Below are 20,535 nucleotides of genomic sequence, written 5' to 3'. Positions count from 1 at the left end.
AATGAGCTTGCGCGCGGACAGGGGTGCGCCTGTTCTGGTATAGGAGAGGCAGCCGCTTCCCGTGGGTGGTCGGGCGAAACGGTCGCCGGGGTGTGCAACGGGCTACAGGCCGGATTCGGCAGTCGACTGCGGTGGCGACGAGCGGCCGTCGCTGCGAGCGTGGTGTGAGGCACGCCCGGCCGCTGAAACAGACCCCCAGTCGGTTTCAGCGGCCGGGCCGTCGCGGTCCCGTGGCAGGTGCACGGGAAAGGCTGAGGGCGCGATGCGCTGAATAAAGCCGCTCGAACAGCGGCTCGAAGAAAAATCTTCAACTGTGGGGCCACGCCCGGCGAAACACGGAGCGGGCACTCGCGGTGACGTCGTGGACGATCACCACCGAGTCAGCATATCGGTTCGGCAGTACCGCTGCCAGGACCTGGTAAGGGTTTACAGGTATACCGGTATAAGTCCGCCCGCCGCGTTGACCATGGCGTCCAGCGCGGACTTCGCGTCAAGGGGATAACCGTACGACTCGGCATGGGCCACCCGGAGGTTGATGGCGTGCCGTTCGGGCTCGAGCCATTCGTGCCACCGCTGCCGAGCTTCCGACTCCAGCGCCGAGAAGTCGGGCGACGCATCGCGGCCCACGGCGTCGGCGAGCCACTCCAGGTACTCCCGGGTGGCGGCGAGGTCGGTCGAGCCCGCACCGGAGAGCGGACCGTGACCGGGCACCAAGTGCCGGTAGGGGAAGCCGTCCAGCCAGTCCAGCACCGACAGCCAGCCACGCACCGAACCGGTCACCGTCAGCGGTGTCACGCCCGACCACACCAGGTCGCCGGTGAACAGCACCCCGTCCCGCGGCACCCACACCACCAGGTCCCCGTCGGTGTGTGCGGCGGACGGCACCGGGTGCAACTCCACCGCCGTCCCGCCGAGGTCGAGGTGAACGGGCCCGGTCACCGGCTCAAGCGATGCCGGTGGGCGGCAGTCGCCCCACTCCACCTCCTGGAACACCGTGGGATAGGTGTGCGGGCCGCAGGCGATCTCGGTCGCGGCCAGCGGGGCCGCGTAGACGCGCCCGCCCAGGTCGGTGACCAGCCGGGCGCCGTTGGAGTGGTCGCCGTGCGCATGGGTGATCGCCGCGTGCAGCGCGCGGCCCGCGAGATCGCCGACCGCCGCGAGCAGACTGCGGCTGCGGGCCTCGGTGGCGCAGGTGTCGACCAACAGCACCGCGTCGTGGCCCGCGACCCAGCCGCAGTTGTTGGCGAACCAGCCGCCGGGGAGTTGGAGGTAGGAGGTCACCGTGTCGCCGAGCGGAACGACGGCGACAGTCGGCAGCGCTGTCATCGGCTGACCGGCCCTTCGGATCGAGGTGAAATCACAGGGATGATCCCACGATCAGGTAAGAAACCGCCTGCACCGCGAAACATATGGGGAAACAATCACGAGACGGGCACCACGCGGCACAGCACATGATGCAGGGCGCCTGGTGAGAGCCGGACGCCGGTCCCGGTCACGGACATGGTCCGCCAGCCGCCGTCCTCGCCAAGGAAACGCACCTCGACCGACTCCCCGGACGCCGCGGGCCGCTGTGCCGCCTCGGCCAGGAACGCCCGGAACCGCGCCATGTCCTCGGGATGGCACATATCGGGCAGATGCCGCTGCGCGGGCAGCGCGATGCCCAGCGAGCCGAAGTCCTTGGACGTCAGGTAGATGTGCTCGTACACGGTGTCGATCGCGCACAGCGCGTCGCGGGAGATCGCGAACGCCGCGTCGATGAAGTCGTGCGGTCCCGGCGCCCGCTCGCCCTCGGCGGTGTCCTCGATGCGGGTGGTGATGCCGCGGAACCACTTGGCCGGGCCCTCGTCGGCGACATAGCTGCGCCCGGACAGCCGCAGCGTGCGGATCTCATCGGTGGTGGCGTCCCGCGCCCGGAACGAGTGGATGAACAGCCGGTCGGTGGTGGCGGCCAGGAACTCGTCCAGCACCCGGCGCATCTCGGCCCGGTCGCTGTCCAGGATGAGTTCGTCCAGCCACTGCGGGCCCTCCCAGAAGTTCCACTGTGGACCGTGGCCCGACGAGTCCGGCCGCGGCATGCCGTACACCTCGTACAGGCTGTCCGACCAGTAGGTGCGCATCTCCTGGCCGGGGCCGGGCGGGGTGACCCGCCACTCCCAGCAGCCGATCAGCGGATCGGGCGGAAGCTCCTCGGCCGAGGGCCCGTAGCAGCCCGCGATGGCCACCGGCGCCTGGCTCACCGGGCCGTTCACCGGCACCACCCTGGTGGCCCACTCCGTGCCCTCGTCGTTGACCGTCTCCGACCGGCAGACACCGTCGTCGGTGGCGGCCCGCATGCGGGGCAGCAGGATGCGCCGCGCCACCGGATCCAGCGCGGAACGCGGCGACAGGCCGCCGTAGAGCTTGCTCCCCACGCTGAGCAACTGGAACCGGGTGTCCAGCAGGATCCACTGGTTGACCTGGCGTGCGCGGGGAGAAGTCATGCCGCCCTCAATAGCCCATCGCGGCGCCGCCCGTGACGGGAATGCTCGCTCCCGTGACGAACGGTGCACCGGCGACCCACACTACGGCCTCGGCGATCTCGGCGGGCTGCGCGAAACGCCCGAGCGGCACCTCGGCCAGCATCGCCGCGCGCTGCTTCTCGGTCAGCGAAGCGGTCATCTCGGTCTCGACCGGCCCGGGGATCACCAGGTTCACGCGGACGTTGCGGGAGGCGTACTCCTTGGCCGTCGACCGGGCGAAGCCTTCCAACGCGGCCTTGGAGGCGGCGTAGTTGGCCTGGCCCGCCACACCGGCGCGCGCCGAGGCCGACGAGACGAACACGATGGAGCCGCTGCGGCGTTTGACCATGGCGGGCAGCACCCGGCGGGTCACCCGGAACGCGCCGAACTGGTTGACCTCCACGACCTCCCGGTAGGCCTCGTCGCTCATGCGCATGACGAGACCGTCCCTGGTGATGCCCGCATTGCACACCACGACGTCGGGTGGCCCGATCAGCGATTCGGCCGCCGCGATGCCTGATTCGATGCTGTCCGGATCGGCCAGGTCCAGCGTGACGCCGTGTTCCACCGGGACGCCCGACCCGCGGTGGGTGCCGACCACCCGGTCACCCACCGCGGCGAACGCCTCGGCCACCGCCGCCCCGATCCCGCGCGAGGCGCCGATGACCAGTACCGCTCGCCCTTGAGCTTCAGACATGACCGCCAGGCTAGAGACGCCGCGACCGCACCGTTATCGACCATTCGGCCGAAAAAACGATCTTTGTTGATCCAGGCTTGATGGGGTCGCTCAGCCCGCGGAGATGCCGGAGGGGTGCGGGGCCGCGATGTCGTGGTCCGCCTGCCGGGCGGTGGGGATGGCGGGCTCGTCCTGGTAGTACACCCAGCCGCACATGCCCTCGTTCTCGGCTCGTGCGATGTCCTCGTCCATGTCGTGCAGGAAGGTGGATCTGTAATCGCCATTGGTGCTCATGTCCGCTCCCTTGCTCGCCGCCAAGCACACGCGAAGTTATCGCGTAACGGAATGGGCTTGTGTGTTCAGCAAGACTGCCGGGAAACGGCTGATCTCACAACGGCCAATGGTCCGCTGTGTGGCGCCCAATCGGGTGATTTATGCCTGATCAGAAAGTCACCAGCAGTTCCTCCGGGCCGCTGAGCAGGACGCGACGCCATTTGATTTCGGCGGCGGGTCGAGCGAGTTTCAATCCGGGAAAATGTGCGATCAGGCAGGACAGCGCTTCCTGCAATTCGATCCTGGCGAGTTGCGCGCCGAGACAGATGTGCGGGCCCGCGCCCAGGGCGAGGTGCGGGTTGGGGGAGCGGGTCAGGTCAAGGCGGTCGGGATCGGTGAAGACCCGGGGATCGCGGTTGGCAGCGGCGATCGAGGCCATCACCCCCTCGCCTTCCCGCACCACGACCCCGGCTACCTCGACGTCCTCCGCGGCGACCCGAAGCTGGCCGACCTCGCTGAGGCGCGTGAACCGCAGCAGTTCCTCCACCGCGCCGGGCACCAGCTCGGGCTCGGACACCAGCCGCTCCCAGTGGTCCCGCTCCCGCAGCAGGGTCGCGACGAAGGTCGAGATCTGGTTGGCGGAGGTCTCGAATCCCGACAGCAGCAGATTCACCGAGAAGTTCACCAACTCCGCGACGGTCAGTCCGTTTTCCGTGTGGACGAGTTCGTCGAGCAGATCGGAGCCGTCCCGATCGGCTTGCTTTCGCGCCACCAGGTCGGCCATGTATTCCTGCATGCTCGACAATGCGTCGGCGGCACGTTCCTTTTCGGCGATCGAAAGCGTGTATCCGCCTTCGGCCCATTCCCGGAATTTCTCGTGATCGGCCACCGGAACCCCCAGCAGGCGGCAGATCACCGTGATCGGCAGCGGCAGTGCGAACAATTGCCGCAGGTCCGCGCCCGGCCCCGCTTTCGCGACGTCTGCGGCGAGTCCGCCCGCCAGCGCGCGTATCCAGGGCCGGTGGGATTCGATGCGGCGCGGCGCGAACGTCGCCGAGACACGGCCCCGCAGCCGGGTGTGCTCCGGCGGGTCGGTGGTCGGCAACGTGCCCGCCAGCGGCTTGCCGACGCCGACCACCGGCGCGTTCTCGCTGACCGTCCTGGCGCGGGAGAACCTGCTGTCGGTCAACACGAAACGCACATCGGGATAGCGCGTGACCAGCCACATCTCGGAGCCGGAGAGACTGCGCACCCGCACGATCGGGCGATCCCGGCGCAGCAGCGACCACATCGGCGACGGGTCGAACAGGAACGAGTCCGGGAACGGCACATCCAGCACCTCGTCGCGAGCCGTCATGGGTCCAACCTAGATCCACGGCGCGGTGCCAGGCTGCGCCCGAATGAGTTATGGAGCCACGCCACTGCTCCCGGGAAATGGCCCCACTAGCGCATTACACAGGGGTAAAGAAAGCCCCTGTGTGACGTTGACTCCCGACCCGTTCAGCGGAATGCATGCCCCCGGGACAACTGCTAGCAGTACGGCCGTACTTACCCGGCGCGTTAACACTTTCGTTCAGAAACTCCGGTTGGAGGTATGCGCATTTGGCGGCTTCCGGCATGGTTGTGCACCGGGCCAGCCGGGTCCATGTGCGGTGAGGAGCGGACATGGTCATGGGCACGCCGCTGTCACGAGACCAACTGACAGGCGTCTTTCAGAAAGCCACCGGTTCCACCGAGCGAATCGGCATCGAGATCGAGATGGGTGCACTCGACCCGCACCGCGGCATCACCGTGCCGCACAAGGGCCCCGGCGGGCTCGTCGAGTTGATGGCCATGTGCTCGGTGCAGCTCAAGGGCGAGTTGGCCTGTCCGCGCGACCACGACTGGAAGGTCTACCTCGACGGCGGCGGCACGCTGTCGGTGGAGCCGGGCGGCGGCGTGGAGTACTCCAGCCCGCCCGCGGACAGCGTCACCGAACTGATGTCCATTGTGGACGAAACGCTGCCCAGGCTGGCTGAGGTGGCGGCCCAGAAGCGCATATCGCTGGTCCCCGGCGGGTACATGCCGTACCTGGACCCCGACGAGGTGCTGTTCGTGCCGACGGCCCGCTCCCGGCTGCTGCGACGGTACTTCGCCCGCCGCTCGGGTAGGCAGGCCGCGGGCGCGTTGGGCCTTACGCTGTCCAACCAGGTCACCATCGACTACCTGGACGAGCCGGACCTGCTGGAGAAGCTGCGCATGCTGTCGGCGGTATCCACGATCGCCTCGGCGTTGTTCGTGAACTCGCCCATCGAGGCGGGCAGGCCCACCGGGCTGCTGTCCCAGCGGATGGCCTCCTACGGCTGCATCGAGCCCTCGCGCACCGGCCCGATCGAGGTCGCGCTCGGCGAGACGCTCACCCTGGACGCGCTGGTGGACTGGATGGCGTCCATGCCGATGCTGTTCCGCGAGTTCCCCGAGAACGGCGCCGAAGAGGTCAACCGACCGTTCGCCGACCTTGTCGAGCATGGCTTCGACGCCGATGACCGGCCCGGCGAGCAGGACTGGCTGCTGCACCTGTCCACGCTGTTCACCACCGTGCGGGCCCGCTCGACGCTGGAACTGCGCGCGGCGGACGGCATGTACGCCGAGCACCTCGGCACGACACCCGCGTTCTGGACCGGCCTTGCCTACCACGCCTCGTCGCGGGAGGCGGCCTGGAAACTGGTGGGGGAGACCGACGTCGAGGACCACCGGGCGGCCTGGCAGGACATCGCCGCCAGGGGCATGCGCGCCTCGTTCGCGGGTGTGCCGGTGGCCGAGCTTGCGACCGAGTTGCTGCGGCTGTCCGAGCAGGGCCTGCGGGCCAAGGTCGACGCCGGCCTGGAAAGCCCGCACGTGCTGGAGTACCTGGAGCCGCTGAAGGAGGTCGCCGAGACTCGGCACACCTTCGCCGAGGACCTGCTGATCCGGTGGCCGAGGGAGTTCCAGGACCGGCCCTCCCGCTACCTGGATGCCTTCCGGGTGAAGTGATCTCCGCGTTCGCCAGTTGTGGCATCGTGGGATGGTGATCTGCTGGGACCGCACCGATGACTTGCTCATCGGGTCGTTTCTGCCACGGCAGCTGAGCTGGCTGCGCGCTCAGCTGACCGACTTCAGCACGGTGCTGGACTCGCGGCTGGACGGCTACACCGTCGACTATCCGCTGGGGGATGTCCTCGGCCTGCCGATGCCCCCGGGGCCGGTGCAGGACCGCAGGCTCGAGGCGATCCTGGCCTACTACCTGCCCGAGGAGCCCGCGGAACTGCGGGTGTGGCGGGAGCGGGACGTGTTCGGGGACCTGCGCACCGCGGCGGGCACCGTGCTGGACACGCTGCCCACGCGCAGCGGGACGGTACTGCTCCGCGAGGAGCACCAGGTCTCGCACTGGATCTGGTGCCTGGAGTCGCTGCGCATCAGCGGCGCCGTCACCTTCGGCAGGCCCGAACTGCTGACCGCCCCCAAGAGCCGCGACCGCTCCGACCCGGAGGCCTTCTTCCTCGGCTGGATGCTGCACATCATCGAAACCCTCACCGAGTGCGCCTACGGCAGCCCGGTCCGCTGACCGGCGCGGAAACCTGGTGGCGAACGCCCCAGGGGCATTGGTTAGCCTGCTAGCTACGCGTACTACGCAGCCAACCACGCAGTTGCGGTGCGCTGATCTTCTGAGTCGCTCAATGAGGAGAACACACCTGTGATCCGCACGCACGAGGCCGGAACCCTGCGTTCCGAGCACGCCGGGCAGACCGTCACCCTCGCCGGTTGGGTGGCTCGCCGTCGCGATCACGGTGGTGTCATCTTCATCGATCTGCGCGACGCGTCCGGCGTCTCCCAGGTGGTGTTCCGCGAGGGCGAGATGGCCGAGCGGGCGCACCGGCTGCGCGCCGAGTTCTGCGTGAAGATCACCGGCGAGGTGAACCGCCGTCCCACGGGCAACGACAACCCCGAGCTGCCGACCGGTGAGATCGAGGTGCTGGCCACCGAGCTCGAGGTGCTGTCGGAGGCCGCGCCGCTGCCGTTCCAGCTGGACGAGCCGCAGATCGGCGAGGAGACCCGCCTCAAGTACCGCTACCTGGACCTGCGCCGCCAGGGCCCGGCCAAGGCGATGCGGCTGCGCAGCGAGGTCAACCGCGCCGCCCGCGACGTGCTGCTGGCCAAGGACTTCGTCGAGATCGAGACCCCCACGCTGACCCGCTCCACCCCGGAAGGCGCCCGCGACTTCCTGGTGCCCGCCCGCCTCCAGCCGGGTTCCTGGTACGCGTTGCCGCAGTCCCCGCAGCTGTTCAAGCAGCTGCTGATGGTCTCGGGCATGGAGCGGTACTTCCAAATCGCCCGCTGCTACCGCGACGAGGACTTCCGCGCCGACCGGCAGCCGGAGTTCACCCAGCTTGACATCGAGATGAGCTTCGTCGAGCAGGACGACGTGCTCGCCCTGTCCGAGGAGATCCTGGCCGCCCTGTGGCGGCTGGTCGACCACGAGATCCCGCGCCCGATCCAGCGGATCACCTACGCCGACGCGATGGCCCGCTACGGCACCGACAAGCCCGACCTGCGCTTCGGCCTGGAGCTCACCGAGCTCACCGACTACTTCGCCGAGACCCCGTTCCGCGTGTTCCAGGCGCCCTACGTCGGCGCCGTGGTGATGCCGGGCGGCGCGAGCCAGCCCCGCAAGGTGCTCGACGCCTGGCAGGAGTGGGCCAAGCAGCGCGGCGCCAAGGGCCTGGCCTATGTGCTGGTCGGCGAGGACGGCGAACTGGGCGGCCCGGTCGCCAAGAACCTCGCCGAGCACGAGCGCGAGGGCCTGGCCAAGGCGGTCGGCGCCGACCCAGGCGACTGCGTCTTCTTCGGCGCGGGTGAGAGGTCCACGGCGCGGGCGCTGCTGGGCGCGGCCCGGCTGGAGATCGCCCGCCGCTGCGGCCTCATCGACGAGAACGCCTGGTCCTTCGTGTGGGTCGTGGACTTCCCGATGTTCGAGCCCGCCGCCGCGGCGGTGGCGGGTGGCGACGTCGCGGTCGGCAAGGGCGCCTGGACCGCGCTGCACCACGCGTTCACCTCACCGACGGCCGACTCGCTGGACAAGCTGGAGGACAGCCCTGGCGACGCGCTGGCCTACGCCTACGACATCGTCTGCAACGGCAATGAGATCGGCGGCGGGTCGATCCGTATCCACCGCGCCGACATCCAGCAGCGGGTGTTCACGATCATGGGCCTGGCCGAGGATGAGGCGCAGGAGAAGTTCGGCTTCCTGCTCGACGCCTTCAAGTACGGCGCCCCGCCGCACGGCGGCATCGCCTTCGGCTGGGACCGCATCACGATGCTGCTGGCCGGTGCCGACTCCATCCGCGAGGTCATCGCCTTCCCCAAGTCCGGCGGCGGCTACGACCCGCTGACCGCGGCCCCCGCGCCGATCACCCCGCAGCAGCGCAAGGAGGCGGGCGTCGACGCCAAGCCCGCCCCCAAGCAGGCAGGCGAGGCAGGCCAGAACACGTGAGTGGTAACCGAGGTCAAGGCAGCTGAAACGCGGGCGACCTCGTCGTGTTTCGGTGGCCCTGGCGGGGTCGTGGGTGCTCCTGCCGCCGTTCGCCCGGGAGGAGCAGCGATCCCCTGGCGGCGGAGAGCACTGCTTCCCGCCGCCCATGTGTCGCGTTCGGTCATTCCCATTCCCAGTGCAGTGCGTAGCGCCCGGGGTTGGCGTCGGAGATGGCCAGCCGAGCGCAACCCGCAGCGTCCACCCGTAGCTCGCCGCCGCGCACGACGCCCTGTTGGCCGGTGACGCGCCAGGTGCATCGACCCGGGACAGCCCTGGGGTCGAAGCACACCTCGGCGAAGTACTCGCGAACGGGAAACCGCAGTTTGCGCTCCGAGTAGGTCGATCGGGGAAGATCCGAGGGGTAGCGGAATTCGTACTCGATCATGGTTACCTCCCCGCGTTCCAGCTTGTGGTCGAAACCCAAGGAGGACACGAGGTATCCGGTTTCCGGAATGTATTCGGAAGTGAGGACCGAGCAGTGGCTCAAGGGGCGAATCCGCGGGCCGGTGGGATGGGGCCAATCCAGCACGCTGGCTACCGGCAGCCGGGAAAGACCCGACCGCGTGGCCCGAAGGACCAGACGCACCCGCAGGGAACGCTCCTGGCCGTCGGGCCCGAGCCGTATCACGTCATGCTGGCTGAGCCGGACGAGGAACTCGTCCTCTTCGTCGACCTCTCGCAGCAGCGACCGTACGTGAGGGTCGTGGGGCCACGCCGCCTCGACCGGCAATCGGCGTTGTCCGAGCCTGTTGGGGCCCCGCCGCCGTCGCGGTCCCAGCGCACCCCGCAACGAGCCGTCCGGCAGGCCGAGCACTTCCTCCAACGATGACAACGCGAGCAGCGAACCGTGCCGCTCCGGCCGCCGCTGTCCGGACTGCCACAGGCTCAGCGTGGCCACACTGACAGGATGGCCCTGTTGCACGAGCCGATGCCGAATGCGTTCCAAACTCAAGCCGCTGCGCTGGATCGCGACGCGCAACACGCTTGAGAAAGACCCGCTGTCGAAAGCTCTATCCGAATCGTCGATAGCGTGGGACACAGCGCCTCCTTCCGCGCCGCAGCCGGACATGGAGTACACGCTACGACGGAGCACGTGCGGCCGCGACGACAACATGGAGTTCAAACGGCGGTGGTGGTTGACACCGCGTCGAGGTCGCTATCGCTGGGAGAGGATCGCCATCCGAGACTCGAAAGCCGCAAGGAACGGTGCTCGTGTTCAGAGGCCGTCCTCATGCGGATGTCGCGCATCAGGTCGAAACCAGCCCAGGTGACGACGTCGTGGCCGCGGCGGCGGCAGAAGTCCTGCTAGTTGGTGGTGACCCGGCTGAAGCTGGTGTGTTTCATCGCCCGGAGGGGCACTGCCGCCTGACCGTGAGTGTTCAGGCGCGGGGGCTCGCCTGAACACTCACGACGGGACGGTCAGGACTCGAGTTGCTTGTGGATTTCTTCGGCGAAACGGGAGACTCGGGTGTAGACGCCGTACTTGCCGGGGCGGGCGCAGCCGTGGCCCCAGGAGACGATGCCGATCAGTTTGCCGCCTGCTACCAGGGGGCCACCGGAGTCGCCTTGACAGGCGTCCTTGCCGCCTTCTTTCAGGCCCGCGCAGACCATGGTGCTGATCACGTACTGCATGCCGTAGGCGGCCTTGCAGTCGGCGTCGCTGACTACCGGGACGTCCACCTTCATGAGGTCGTCGCTGCCGACGCCTGCGCCTTCTTGGAGGTCGCCCCAGCCCAGGGTGGTGGCGGTGGTGCCGGGCTTGTACAGGTCGGTGTCGGCCTTGGTGGCGATGGGGGCAGGCGCGTACCCGGTGAGGGGCTCGGCCAGGGTCAGCACGGTCAGGTCGCCCGCTGGGTCGGAGTGGCTCCAGATCTGGCTGATCTTGACCTGCTTGCCCTCGGTGGTCTTGAGGTTGTCGCGGCCCGCGACCACGGTGTACATCGCGGGGTCGTTGTCTTCGAAGCAGTGCTTGGCCGTGACGACTTTCCGCTCGGTGACCAGTGTTCCGCCACACCAGGGTTGATTGTCGTAGGTGGTGTGGACCATCCAGGGGTGGTCCTTGGTGCCTGCCTTTTCACCACCGACGATGTAGCTGTTGGGCGGGGTGTCGATTTCGTGTGCGGCGGACACCGCGGCGACCGGTAGCAGAGCCGCCAGCGCGGCGGCGGTGAGGATTCCGCGCAGGCGACGCGAAAGCCTCACCTGCCTGGGAAAGGTCGAGCGGTGCAGGGGATCCGACATTTCATACTCCAATTGTCTGTCACCGGCACCCGAGTGCGGTCCGGGCAGACCTTCCGCGGGGATTCGGGTGTAACCGGGTGTTGATCCGTCTCAGGACTCGAGTTCCTTCTTGATCTCGTCGGCGAAGCTGGCGATTCGGGTGCCGACGTCGTAGGTGTCACCCCAAACGGCGAGGCCGATCAGCTTGCCGCCCGCCATCACCGGCCCGCCTGCATCGCCGATGCTGGTGCTCTTGCTGCCGTCTTCGACGCCGGTGCAGACCATCGCCTCGGGGATGAAGTAGGAGCCGTAGACGCGTTCGCAGTCGGCGTCGCCCACCACGGGCAGGTCCACCTTCATCAGGTGATCGCTGAGGCCGGAGTTCGGCTCGGTGAAACCCCAGCCCAGGGCGGTCGCCGTGGTGCCCGGCTTGTACAGGTCGGCGTCGGCCTTGGTGGCGAGCGTGGCCGGTGCGTAGCCGGTGATCGGCTCGGCCAGCGTCAGCACGGCCACGTCGGCGTCGAGGCCGGGGTGGTTCCATACCTTGCTGATCTTGGCTTCCTTGCCCTCGGTGCTCGTGCGGTTGTCCCGACCGGCCACCACGCGGCTTTCCGGCTGCTCCGGGTCAACGGCGGCTTCGGCGCAGTCTTTGATCGTGAGGGCCTTGGTCGGCGCCACCAGCACACCACCACAGAACTGATGACCGTTGGTGATGTGGACTGCCCAGGGGTGGTCCTTCGTACTGGCCTTCTCACCGCCGATGACGTAGCCGTTCGCCGGAGAGCCGGTTTCCTGAGCTGCGGACACCGCGGCCACAGGCAGTAATGCCGCCAGTGCGGCAAGGGCGATAAGGCCACGAAGGCGACGTGGAATTGCGGTCCGGGTGGGAAGCGCGGAATGGTATAGGGGCTTGGACATCAGTTACTCCGGTTTCGAGGTGGATACGACTGAGAGAAACCTGGTCAACGGGCGCCTCGCGGTTGTCAGGCAGCCGCGAGCCCGCTGTTGGACAAGATCCACTGGCGGTAGGTGTAGACGTTGACGTGTCCGGAGGTTCCTGCGGAGGGGTTGCCGTAGGAGTGGACGCCGATGAGCTTCTGCCCCTGGAAGACCGGGCCGCCGGAGTCACCGGGACCGGTGTAGCCATCGCCCTTGGTGGCGTCGATGAAGGTGCTTTTCACGCCCGTGATCCGCATACTCGCGACCTTCAGGTAGCGGGAGTCGCGGGTGGACTCGGTGCGCCCGTAGCCGTACACCTGCTCCGTGCTGCCGACGCTGGGCGCTGCGCTGGTCAGCGACGCGTAGGTGGTCGACACCGAGGCGTTGAGCTCGTACAACATGATGTCGGCGGAGGGGTGGGAGATCGACCGGATCGGGGTCCGTGACTGCCCGGCGGTGCGGTCGATGTTGCCGATCAGGAACTTGTTGCCCGCGTTGGCGCAGTGCTTGGCGGTGAGCACCCATCGGGGGGCAATGATCGTGCCGGAGCAGTTCTGCGCTCCATTGACCATGATCGCGACGGCCCAGGGGCCCTGCTGGGCATAGCCGCCGCCGATGATGTAGTCCTGGGTCGGCGTCGCGGCGGCAGAGCCCGCGGTCGCACACGCCAGACTGGCCGTAATGACACTGCACAGGGTGATGAGGAATTTCTTCATGCGCACGAATTCGCTCCGTAGTCAGAAATATGCAGGGTGACTAGATGAATCCGAATGGTCCGGGTTTCAACGGATCGCGGAGCCGGATTGGCGGCAGGTTGCGCCTTCGGTCTCCGCTTTTGTCGCTCGCTGGTGGCCTTTGAAATCTAAGAGGTGCTGGTTCGCCGTATCAAGGGCAAGTTTTTCGCAGACAGGATTGGCAAGGCTTCTACCTGTGGATTCACCCGTCAACCTGTGAAGAGTAAATATTACTGTTGGCTGTTGTCGCCACGATCTTCTTCGTGTCTGAGCAGGCAGTCCCGCACTGAGGACTATGAAAACGGGGCCGCCCGCTACCCCTCCTGTTGCTGGACCTTTTTGGTGGCGCCCTATCCGTGGCTTACCCGATTGATCCCGTGCTTGGCGCGCTATTCCTGGGCCCGACTGTCAGGGCCTTCGACTACGGTCGCTTTCTGCTAACAAAGGTCTCGCGCTGAAGCTCCCCGCGCCCCAAGCAACGGAGCTCGGGCGCGTTCATTGTGCAACGAGGAGCGTTGATGGCGACCATGAACTGTGCGCCCATCTCCCTGGGCCTCGGCACGCACTTCGGCACGCGAACCCCTGGCCCTCGGACTGCCAGTGCCGGCATGGTCGGCGAGCCGGCGCACGTCGGCTACGTCGGAGCGATCCGGCCGGTGGATACTTGCAGCTCGTAGCTGTCTTCGAGTACCAACCGCCCGGTTGTTGACCTTGCCCATGTCGGGGTGGCCTGGGAGGGTCGGTCACCACTCACAGTTTGTCCACGGGGAGCTCCAGCCATGCTGCACCTGCGCGTCGTCGCACCGCCGGACCAGGCGGGGCGGGTGTTGGACCTGCTGCGCGCGGCGCCGGGTGCGACGCACCTGGTGCATCTGCCAGGGGCCGGGGTGCAGCCGCCCGGTGACGTGGTCGAGGCCGACCTCGCCCGCGAGGCCGTGGACGAGTTGCTCGCCGAGTTGTGCGCGCTGGGCGTCGACCACGACGGCGCGATCACGCTGGAGGCGATCGACACCGCGTTGTCCGATGCCGCCGACGAGGCGGAGAAGGCCGCACCCGGCGAGGGCGCCGACGCGGTGGTGTGGGATGAGCTGATCGCCCGAACCGGCGAGGAATCCAGACTCACCTTCACGTTTCAGGCGTTTCTCACCATCGCACTGCTGCTGGCCGCGATCGGCGTGGTGACCAACTCGCCGGTCACCGTGGTCGGCGCGATGGTGGTGGGGCCGGAGTTCGGGCCGCTCGCCGCGATCGCCGTCGGCTTGGCGCGACGGCGCTGGGACCTGGTGCGCCGCGCCGCCACCGCGCTGGCTGTCGGCTTTCCGCTGGCCATGGGCATCACCACGATCGGAGCGTTCCTCGGCGAGGTCACCGGCCTGATCACCTTGACGAAGCTGGACGGTCTCGGGGGCGTCGACTTCGTCTACCAGGTCGGCCCGTTCTCCTTCATCGTCGCCGTGCTGGCGGGAGCGGCGGGCATGCTTTCGCTGACCTCGTCCAAGTCCGCCGCGCTCGTCGGCGTGTTCATCTCCGTCACGACCGTGCCCGCCGCCGGGTACGCCGCGGTCGCGGCGACCCTGGGGGAGTGGGACCGGTTCGGGCTGTCCACCCTGCAGCTCGCGGTGAACCTGGTGGGCATTGTGTTGGCCGCGTATGTCGTGTTGCTTTTCAGAAATAAGAACAACAAATACGCCGATAACGGACGACCGCTCGCACCTGGATAACCCTGAGTCACAACGAGATTACTTAGTCCGGTGAGCCTGGCGTGCCGTGGGAATGACGCCTACTCTCGGCCGCACTTACTAGCTCGAACAGGGGACAGGATACGCCGTTCGGAGTAGTCGTCACAGGTGCGGCCGTGGCGGCGTAGGTGGGACGGGATGACTCCCTGCTAATCGGGTACCCGGATTACCCCGAACAGCGCGTCAGGCGACCGGTTGCCGCGAGTAGGGTCGAACGGGATGAGCGTGGATACTCCCGCCGATTGGACAGCCCTCGACGAAGAGGCACCCGAGGTGGGTGACGCCGTTGCCGCGGCAGAGTTGGTGCTCAGCCGCAGATTCGGCGCCACGGTCCGCCTCGCAGCGCCCGAACTGCTGCGCGACGCCGACGAGTTCGACCGGTCGATCGTGGTGCGCGTCCGGGTCGGTGACTCGCCGTTCTCGCTGCCCAAAACCCTCGTCGTCAAGCAGAGCCAAGGCGCCCCCGCCGACACCGCGCAGGGCTTCGCCCATCAGGCCGCGAGTTCACTGCTGCTCACTGCGCTCAGCGGCGCCGAGCGCTACAGCCCGCAGCTTCTCGCTCACGATGTGGCCCGGCAGGTGCTGGTGTTCGAGGACGTCGGCCGCTCGGAAAGCCTCGCCGAGATCCTGCTGGCCGACGACCCACGAGCCGCCGAAAGCGCGTTGCTGAGCTGGGCGCGGACCCTGGGGCGGATGCACGCCGCGACCGCGAGCAGGGAACACGACTTCGGCGCCTTGATGCGCCGGATCGGCGTCCGCTCCTGGCAGGACCGGCTGGTGGACGGCGCGACCAAGGCGATCGTGGGGCTGCCCGATCTGTTGCAGGAGAACCTCAACGTCCCGGTGCCCGACGGTCTGGAGGCCAACGCCGCCAACGTGGCGCGGCTGCTGGGTGGCCAGCGGTACCGGGCGCTGAGCCTGGCGGGCCGCTGCCCGGACCGCAGCATGCTCACCAACCGCGGGGTGCGGTTCGTGGACTTCGCCTTCGGCTGCGTCCGCGACATCATCCTCGACGCGGCCTACCTCAAGGTGCCGTTCCCGTCCTGCTGGTGCTCCTTCGCCTTACCCGCGGGCATGGCGGAGGCGATGCTCGCGGCGTGGCGCTGCGAGATCGCACCCGTCTGGCCCGATCTGGACGACGATGACGTGCTGCTGCCGAGACTGCTCGACGCCGAGTTGATGTGGATCTGGCTTTCGACCTGGCGCATGTGGCCGCAACTGGCTGACGCGGAGCGCCCGGTGGACCACCACCTGCTGTCCCCGCCGCGGATCGCGGTGCTGGTGGCGCGGTGGCAGCGACTGGCCGAGGACGCCGAACGCATCGGCGTCGGCCCGGTGGCCGTGCACTCCCACGCGGTGGCGCAGGCGCTGCTGAACCGCTTCGGCGCGATCGCCACCCGCCTGCCCCTCTATCCCGCGTTCCGTTGAGTCCACCGCTCTCACCAGCGCGGACAAGCTGGTTGCAGAGGTAAACGCGATCTGGGGAACCGAGCGGAACCGGGCGCCGTCGTATGGGCAATTCAGGAAGCGGGACAACAAGGAAAGGGGCCCAGGCGACATGGGTGGCTCTTACGGGACTTCGTTCGATGAGATGCAGAAGGCCGGTCAGCACGTGTTGGACGTCAACGAGCAGGTGCAGCAGCGGCTGAGCAGCCTGCGCAGCCAGCTTGAGCCGCTGGCGGGTGCCTGGCAGGGCTCGGCGGCGACGGCGTTCACCAAGCTGATGCAGCGTTGGGACGAGGATGCCCGCAAGTTGAACGAGGCGCTCCGGGGTATCGGTGAGTCGATCAACACCTCGACCAAGACCTACGCCCAGTCGGAAGAAGAGCAGCAGCAGTCGATGTCCAGCATCGAGAACGCACTCGGCGGCTGACGCACTTCCGATCCGCAACCCCCACACACTTTTCGCACTGAAAGAGGAGAAACCCCATGGGTGAGGTCAAGGTCACCTTCGGCGAGATCGCCAATGCTCAGGGCAACGTGCAGTCCACCTCCACCGACATCAACAGCCAGCTGGACGACCTGAAGTCGTTCCTGGCGCCGATGGTGTCCACCTGGGAAGGTGCCGCCGCGGAGGCCTACAACGAGAAGCAGCGTCAGTGGGACACCGCCGCCGCCGACCTGAACCAGGTGCTGGGCCAGATCGCGGTCGCGCTGGGTCAGGCGAACGAGAACTACCAGCAGGCGGAGAACCAGAACAAGAATATCTGGGGCTGAGGGGCATCAACCGCAGAGCGGGCCTACGCCATCGGCTTGGGCCCGCTGCGTCGTTGCGGACCACGGAAGCGCTGGTTATGCGCATAGTGCCACTGTGACCCCGGTCGCACCCCGACCGGGAGTCGGTGGGCGAAAACGATCGTTTCACTAGGTGTTCCCCGGGCGGTCATTCCATTCTCACCCGGGGTGAGCATCCAACAGTGATCGTGGCAGCGTGACGGTGCAGATGATCGATCCTGCCCACCATTCGGGGGAAGCGGACGGGACCGGGACGGCGCAGGTGCGGCCGCGTCCGATTGGAACGCTGGTCGCCTTGGGCGACTCGACCACGGTCGGTATCGGTGACCCGGTCGCAGGCGGCGGCTGGCGGGGCTTCGGCCCGCTGCTCGCCGAGGCCGTTGGAACCGACGTGCAGTACGCCAACCTCTCCTTCACCGGTGCACGCATGCACTGTGTGCGGACCCGCCAGCTGCCCAAGGCCTTGGAGCTTCGGCCCGATGCCGCGGCGCTCATGGTGGGCATGAACGACACGCTCCGCTCGGACTTCGACCCGATGCGGATCTACGAGGACCTCGACACCACCGTCCGCGAGCTGACGGCCGCGGGCACGGTGGTGGTCACCGCCCGGTATCACGACCACGCCCAGGTGTTCCAGCTCCCCGGACCGCTGCGCCGCGCGCTGCGCGCCAGGATCACCGAGCTCAACACCATCATCGACACGGTCACCGGACGCCACGGCGCGCGGTGTCTCGACCTACACGTGCTGCCCGGCGCCTACGAGATGGCCACCTGGGCCGTCGACCGGCTGCACCCGTCCGAACTGGGACACCGGCTGCTGGCATCGGGATTCGCGGGCCTGCTCGAAGAAGCGGGCTGCGAGATCCCCAACCCGGTCAGCACGACTCCCGCGGGCGGGATGCACATCACACCGGTCCACCACGTGGGATGGCTGATCATCAAGGGCGTGCCATGGCTATGGCGGCGGGGGCGTGATCTTCTTCCCTTCGCGGCCAGCATCATCTGGCGTGATCTGCTTGGCAGGCCACAACATCCGACCCTGCCGCCCGTCCAAGATCTGGACGTGCGCAACGTCGGGAAGGCGTGAAGACGTCTCGTCTTTACGCTTCCGGAACGCGACTTTCTCGTTAATGGGCAGGAAAGTCAGCGTCCTGGAGGTCGACACCCATGTCCGATGAGAGGGAGCCCGCGCTCCCCGAGTTCTCCGGGCGACCGCGCACCATCCGGATCCACTCCGGGTTCCGCGCGTTGGTCTGGCACCACCCCGACCGGCTCGCCGAACCTTGCCGCGACTGGCTCTACAGCACCATGAACACGATCGCGTCCAAGGCCTTCGCCGCGGACGAGACCGCGTTCTGGGCCCACCGCAGGGCACAGGGCTACTTCGACTCGATCTCCGCCTACGCGCTCGTCGTGGACGCCGACGACAACCCGGTCGCCTACACCGGCTACCAGCGCAAGCGCTTCGCGGGCCGGTACTGCATGTATCTGGACTCCAGTGCCGTGCTGCCCGAATACATCCGTCTCGGCCTGCTGTCCTGGTTGCAGGCCAAGTTCGTGGCGCGGGAGATCGCGCTGCGCAATCCGCACCGCTTCACGCACCTGGTCATGCGCACCCGCAACCCCGGGGTCTATCTCGGCGCCACCCACACCGTCGGCGACAAGCGGGTCTATCCCGGCACAACGAGGCCCCCGCGGCACATCATGCGGCTCGCCGTCGAGGCGGCAGACTGGCTCGGGCAGCGCGACCGGTTCGACCCCGACACCTTCCGGATCACCGACGCCTACGCCGACTTCCCCGGCATGTACGGCGAGGACCCGCAATCCGGCGACGCCGAACTCGACGCCCGCTTCGCCCGCGAGCTTGGACCCGACGACGCGTATCTGATCATCGTCAAGGGCACCGCCGTCGACCTGGTGTCCTATGTGGCCAGACGTTCCTGGCGACGCGTGCGGCGCAGGGCCGCGCGGCCCGGTTCGGGCGTGCGTAGGCTGCTGGCGTGATCGTCGAACGTGTACTGCTCGGGCCAGGGCCGTCCAACCCGTACCCGGAAGCCACCGCCGCCCTCGCCGCCCCGCTGCTCGGCCACCTCGACCCGGTCTTCCTCGGCCTGCTCGATGAGACCTGCGACCGGCTGCGCACCGTCTGGGGCACCGGAAACCGACGCACCCTGCCGCTGTCGGGCACCGGCTCGATCGGCATGGAGGCCGCGTTCGCCAACACGGTCCGGGCGGGCGATGTCGCGGTGATCGCCGTGAACGGCCTGTTCGGGCAGCGCATGTGCGAGGTCGCCGCCCGCTACGGCGCCGAGGTCGTCCGCGTCGACCACTCCTGGGGGCAGCCGGTCGACGTGCAGCGAGTGGTCGACGCGCACCCGGCACCCGCCATCGTGGCCGCGGTGCACGCCGAGACCTCCACCGGCGTGCGCAGCGACATCGCCGCCCTCGGGGCCGCGCTGGAGGAGTTCGACACCCGCCCGCTGCTCATCGCCGACTGCGTGACCTCGGTGGCGGGCATCCCGGTGCACGCCGACGACTGGGGTGTCGACATCGGCTATGCAGGCACCCAGAAATGCCTTGGCGTCGCCCCCGGCCTCGCGCCGTTCACGATCTCCGAGCGGGCCTGGGAACGCCGGGTGCCCAAGCCGCCGGTCTGGTACCTCGACCTCGGACTGCTCGGCGACTACGTGGCGGGCACCAACGGCGGCGGACGCACCTACCACCACACCGCGCCGGTCGCGATGATCGCCTCGCTGCACGCCGCCCTCGGCCGCGTGCTCGAGGAGGGCCTGCCCGCCGTGTTCGAGCGGCACGAGAAAGCCGGCGCGCTGCTGCGCGCGGGACTGGCCGAACTCGGCCTGGAACTGTTCGCCGCGGAAGGCCACCGGCTGCCCCAACTGACCACCGTGCGGGTTCCCGGCGGGGTCGATTCGGCCGCCGTGCGGGGCAGGCTGCTCACCGAATACGGCATCGAGATCGGCGCGGGCGCGGGCGAATTCGCCGCGAGCGTGTGGCGTATCGGGCTGATGGGGCATAACTCCCGGCCGGAGCGGGTGGAGCTGGTCCTGGCCGCGCTGCGCCGCGTGCTCGGCCGCTGACCACCCCATTTAATGAAGCGTTTACATTAATACGCGAAAACCCATCAGGTTAATGACAGAAAACAAGAGTGTTGGCGGTCACGCTTAACACTCTCCTTGCCTATAGACTGGATAACGTAGAAGCGGTACGGAGTCGGTCCGAGGCAGCGGGAGGGGATCGTGGCAGCAGTCGCCGCGTTACTCACGTTGCTCCTCGGGCTGCTCACCGCGGGCGCGACGACCGTCCAGGCCCAGGCCACCGTCGACGCACCCGCCGCAGCACACCTGGTGAAGCCCGCTGACCGGGAGCACCCCTGCCCGGAGGAGTCGCCCGCCGACACCCTCCCCGGCAAGGACCGCACCGCGGCGCGCCCGCCCACCTGGCGCACGATCGCGCCGGTCGCGCAGCCATCGGCCGAGCCTGCCTGTGCGGCTCGGGTCCGTGGGGCGCTATCACCCGATTATCACGCTGCGATCAACGAAGATCGACACGCGACCGAATTCCTCCAGGTCTTCCGGATTTAGACGCCCGCACGCGTCCAATTCCGGTGAATGCCCGGTCGGGGGCGTTCACCGCTGGTGAGCATTCCCATTTT

20 protein-coding genes are annotated in these 20,535 nt (G+C 68.0%); 11 read left to right on the top strand and 9 right to left on the bottom strand.

Annotated elements, in window-relative coordinates; all coding sequences use genetic code 11:
• Positions 1 to 426: 426 nt before the first annotated feature.
• The 5 genes from ACU6XJ_RS28840 to ACU6XJ_RS28820 all read right to left on the bottom strand — a co-directional run bounded on the left by ACU6XJ_RS28840 (position 427) and on the right by ACU6XJ_RS28820 (position 4,804).
• Entirely contained in the window at positions 427 to 1,326 is a 900-nt protein-coding gene (locus ACU6XJ_RS28840) for an MBL fold metallo-hydrolase (RefSeq protein WP_476318450.1), read from the bottom strand.
• 95 nt (positions 1,327 to 1,421) lie between these two features.
• The gene (locus ACU6XJ_RS28835; protein ID WP_476318448.1) at positions 1,422 to 2,480 is read right to left on the bottom strand and encodes a PAS domain-containing protein; all 1,059 of its coding nucleotides are present in this window, start codon (positions 2,478 to 2,480) and stop codon (positions 1,422 to 1,424) included.
• A gap of 7 nt (positions 2,481 to 2,487) precedes the next feature.
• Complete coding sequence (locus tag ACU6XJ_RS28830) at positions 2,488 to 3,195, bottom strand: SDR family oxidoreductase (protein ID WP_476318446.1); 708 nt, start codon at positions 3,193 to 3,195, stop codon at positions 2,488 to 2,490.
• 90 nt (positions 3,196 to 3,285) lie between these two features.
• Positions 3,286 to 3,468: a hypothetical protein gene (locus ACU6XJ_RS28825; protein WP_476318444.1), complete on the bottom strand. Its 183-nt coding sequence runs from the start codon at positions 3,466 to 3,468 to the stop codon at positions 3,286 to 3,288.
• A 148-nt stretch (positions 3,469 to 3,616) separates the two neighbouring features.
• Positions 3,617 to 4,804 carry a cytochrome P450 gene (locus ACU6XJ_RS28820; RefSeq protein ID WP_476318442.1) on the bottom strand — a complete coding sequence of 396 codons (1,188 nt, stop codon included), beginning with the start codon at positions 4,802 to 4,804 and terminating at the stop codon, positions 3,617 to 3,619.
• Positions 4,805 to 5,112: 308 nt separating this feature from the next.
• On the opposite strand from ACU6XJ_RS28820, the gene ACU6XJ_RS28815 reads away from it, so the two are divergent.
• The 3 genes from ACU6XJ_RS28815 (at position 5,113) to aspS (ending at position 8,956) form a co-directional block, all read left to right on the top strand.
• Positions 5,113 to 6,459, top strand: a complete 1,347-nt coding sequence (locus ACU6XJ_RS28815) for a glutamate-cysteine ligase family protein (protein WP_476318440.1) — start codon at positions 5,113 to 5,115, stop codon at positions 6,457 to 6,459.
• Positions 6,460 to 6,493: 34 nt separating this feature from the next.
• Positions 6,494 to 7,030 (top strand): DUF2017 family protein, encoded by a 537-nt coding sequence (locus ACU6XJ_RS28810; protein WP_476318438.1) that lies wholly within the window; start codon positions 6,494 to 6,496, stop codon positions 7,028 to 7,030.
• Between the two features lie 129 nt (positions 7,031 to 7,159).
• A complete protein-coding gene (gene aspS / locus ACU6XJ_RS28805) occupies positions 7,160 to 8,956 on the top strand; it encodes an aspartate--tRNA ligase (protein WP_476318436.1) in 1,797 nt (598 codons plus the stop codon).
• A gap of 160 nt (positions 8,957 to 9,116) precedes the next feature.
• Here the strand turns inward: aspS and ACU6XJ_RS28800 are convergent, their stop codons facing one another.
• From ACU6XJ_RS28800 to ACU6XJ_RS28785, 4 genes are all read right to left on the bottom strand, one after another.
• Positions 9,117 to 9,893, bottom strand: a complete 777-nt coding sequence (locus ACU6XJ_RS28800) for an XRE family transcriptional regulator (protein ID WP_476318434.1) — start codon at positions 9,891 to 9,893, stop codon at positions 9,117 to 9,119.
• Between the two features lie 521 nt (positions 9,894 to 10,414).
• The gene (locus ACU6XJ_RS28795) at positions 10,415 to 11,197 is read right to left on the bottom strand and encodes a S1 family peptidase (protein ID WP_476318432.1); all 783 of its coding nucleotides are present in this window, start codon (positions 11,195 to 11,197) and stop codon (positions 10,415 to 10,417) included.
• 129 nt (positions 11,198 to 11,326) lie between these two features.
• Positions 11,327 to 12,022 carry a S1 family peptidase gene (locus tag ACU6XJ_RS28790; RefSeq protein WP_476318430.1) on the bottom strand — a complete coding sequence of 232 codons (696 nt, stop codon included), beginning with the start codon at positions 12,020 to 12,022 and terminating at the stop codon, positions 11,327 to 11,329.
• A gap of 176 nt (positions 12,023 to 12,198) precedes the next feature.
• Entirely contained in the window at positions 12,199 to 12,870 is a 672-nt protein-coding gene (locus ACU6XJ_RS28785) for a S1 family peptidase (RefSeq protein WP_476318691.1), read from the bottom strand.
• 797 nt (positions 12,871 to 13,667) lie between these two features.
• Between ACU6XJ_RS28785 and ACU6XJ_RS28780 the strand changes: the two genes are divergently transcribed.
• From ACU6XJ_RS28780 to ACU6XJ_RS28745, 8 genes are all read left to right on the top strand, one after another.
• A complete protein-coding gene (locus tag ACU6XJ_RS28780) occupies positions 13,668 to 14,609 on the top strand; it encodes a DUF389 domain-containing protein (RefSeq protein WP_476318428.1) in 942 nt (313 codons plus the stop codon).
• Positions 14,610 to 14,846: 237 nt separating this feature from the next.
• On the top strand, positions 14,847 to 16,055 hold the full coding sequence (locus ACU6XJ_RS28775; protein WP_476318426.1) for a hypothetical protein: 1,209 nt from the start codon (positions 14,847 to 14,849) through the stop codon (positions 16,053 to 16,055).
• A 130-nt stretch (positions 16,056 to 16,185) separates the two neighbouring features.
• A complete protein-coding gene (locus ACU6XJ_RS28770; RefSeq protein WP_476310559.1) occupies positions 16,186 to 16,500 on the top strand; it encodes a WXG100 family type VII secretion target in 315 nt (104 codons plus the stop codon).
• Between the two features lie 56 nt (positions 16,501 to 16,556).
• Positions 16,557 to 16,844, top strand: a complete 288-nt coding sequence (locus ACU6XJ_RS28765; RefSeq protein ID WP_476310562.1) for a WXG100 family type VII secretion target — start codon at positions 16,557 to 16,559, stop codon at positions 16,842 to 16,844.
• A gap of 214 nt (positions 16,845 to 17,058) precedes the next feature.
• A complete protein-coding gene (locus ACU6XJ_RS28760) occupies positions 17,059 to 17,949 on the top strand; it encodes an SGNH/GDSL hydrolase family protein (RefSeq protein WP_476318424.1) in 891 nt (296 codons plus the stop codon).
• An 80-nt stretch (positions 17,950 to 18,029) separates the two neighbouring features.
• Complete coding sequence (locus ACU6XJ_RS28755) at positions 18,030 to 18,866, top strand: hypothetical protein (protein WP_476318422.1); 837 nt, start codon at positions 18,030 to 18,032, stop codon at positions 18,864 to 18,866.
• Entirely contained in the window at positions 18,863 to 19,960 is a 1,098-nt protein-coding gene (locus tag ACU6XJ_RS28750) for a pyridoxal-phosphate-dependent aminotransferase family protein (RefSeq protein ID WP_476318420.1), read from the top strand. The genes ACU6XJ_RS28755 and ACU6XJ_RS28750 overlap by 4 nt, the downstream gene beginning before the upstream one ends.
• Positions 19,961 to 20,119: 159 nt before the next feature.
• Positions 20,120 to 20,464 (top strand): hypothetical protein, encoded by a 345-nt coding sequence (locus tag ACU6XJ_RS28745; protein ID WP_476318418.1) that lies wholly within the window; start codon positions 20,120 to 20,122, stop codon positions 20,462 to 20,464.
• The last annotated feature ends 71 nt before the right edge of the window (positions 20,465 to 20,535 follow it).

It is taken from the genome of Actinorectispora metalli (assembly GCF_056323685.1).
The sequence above is the reverse complement of the archived record's forward strand: the minus strand, read 5'-3'. Positions and strand labels throughout refer to the sequence as shown.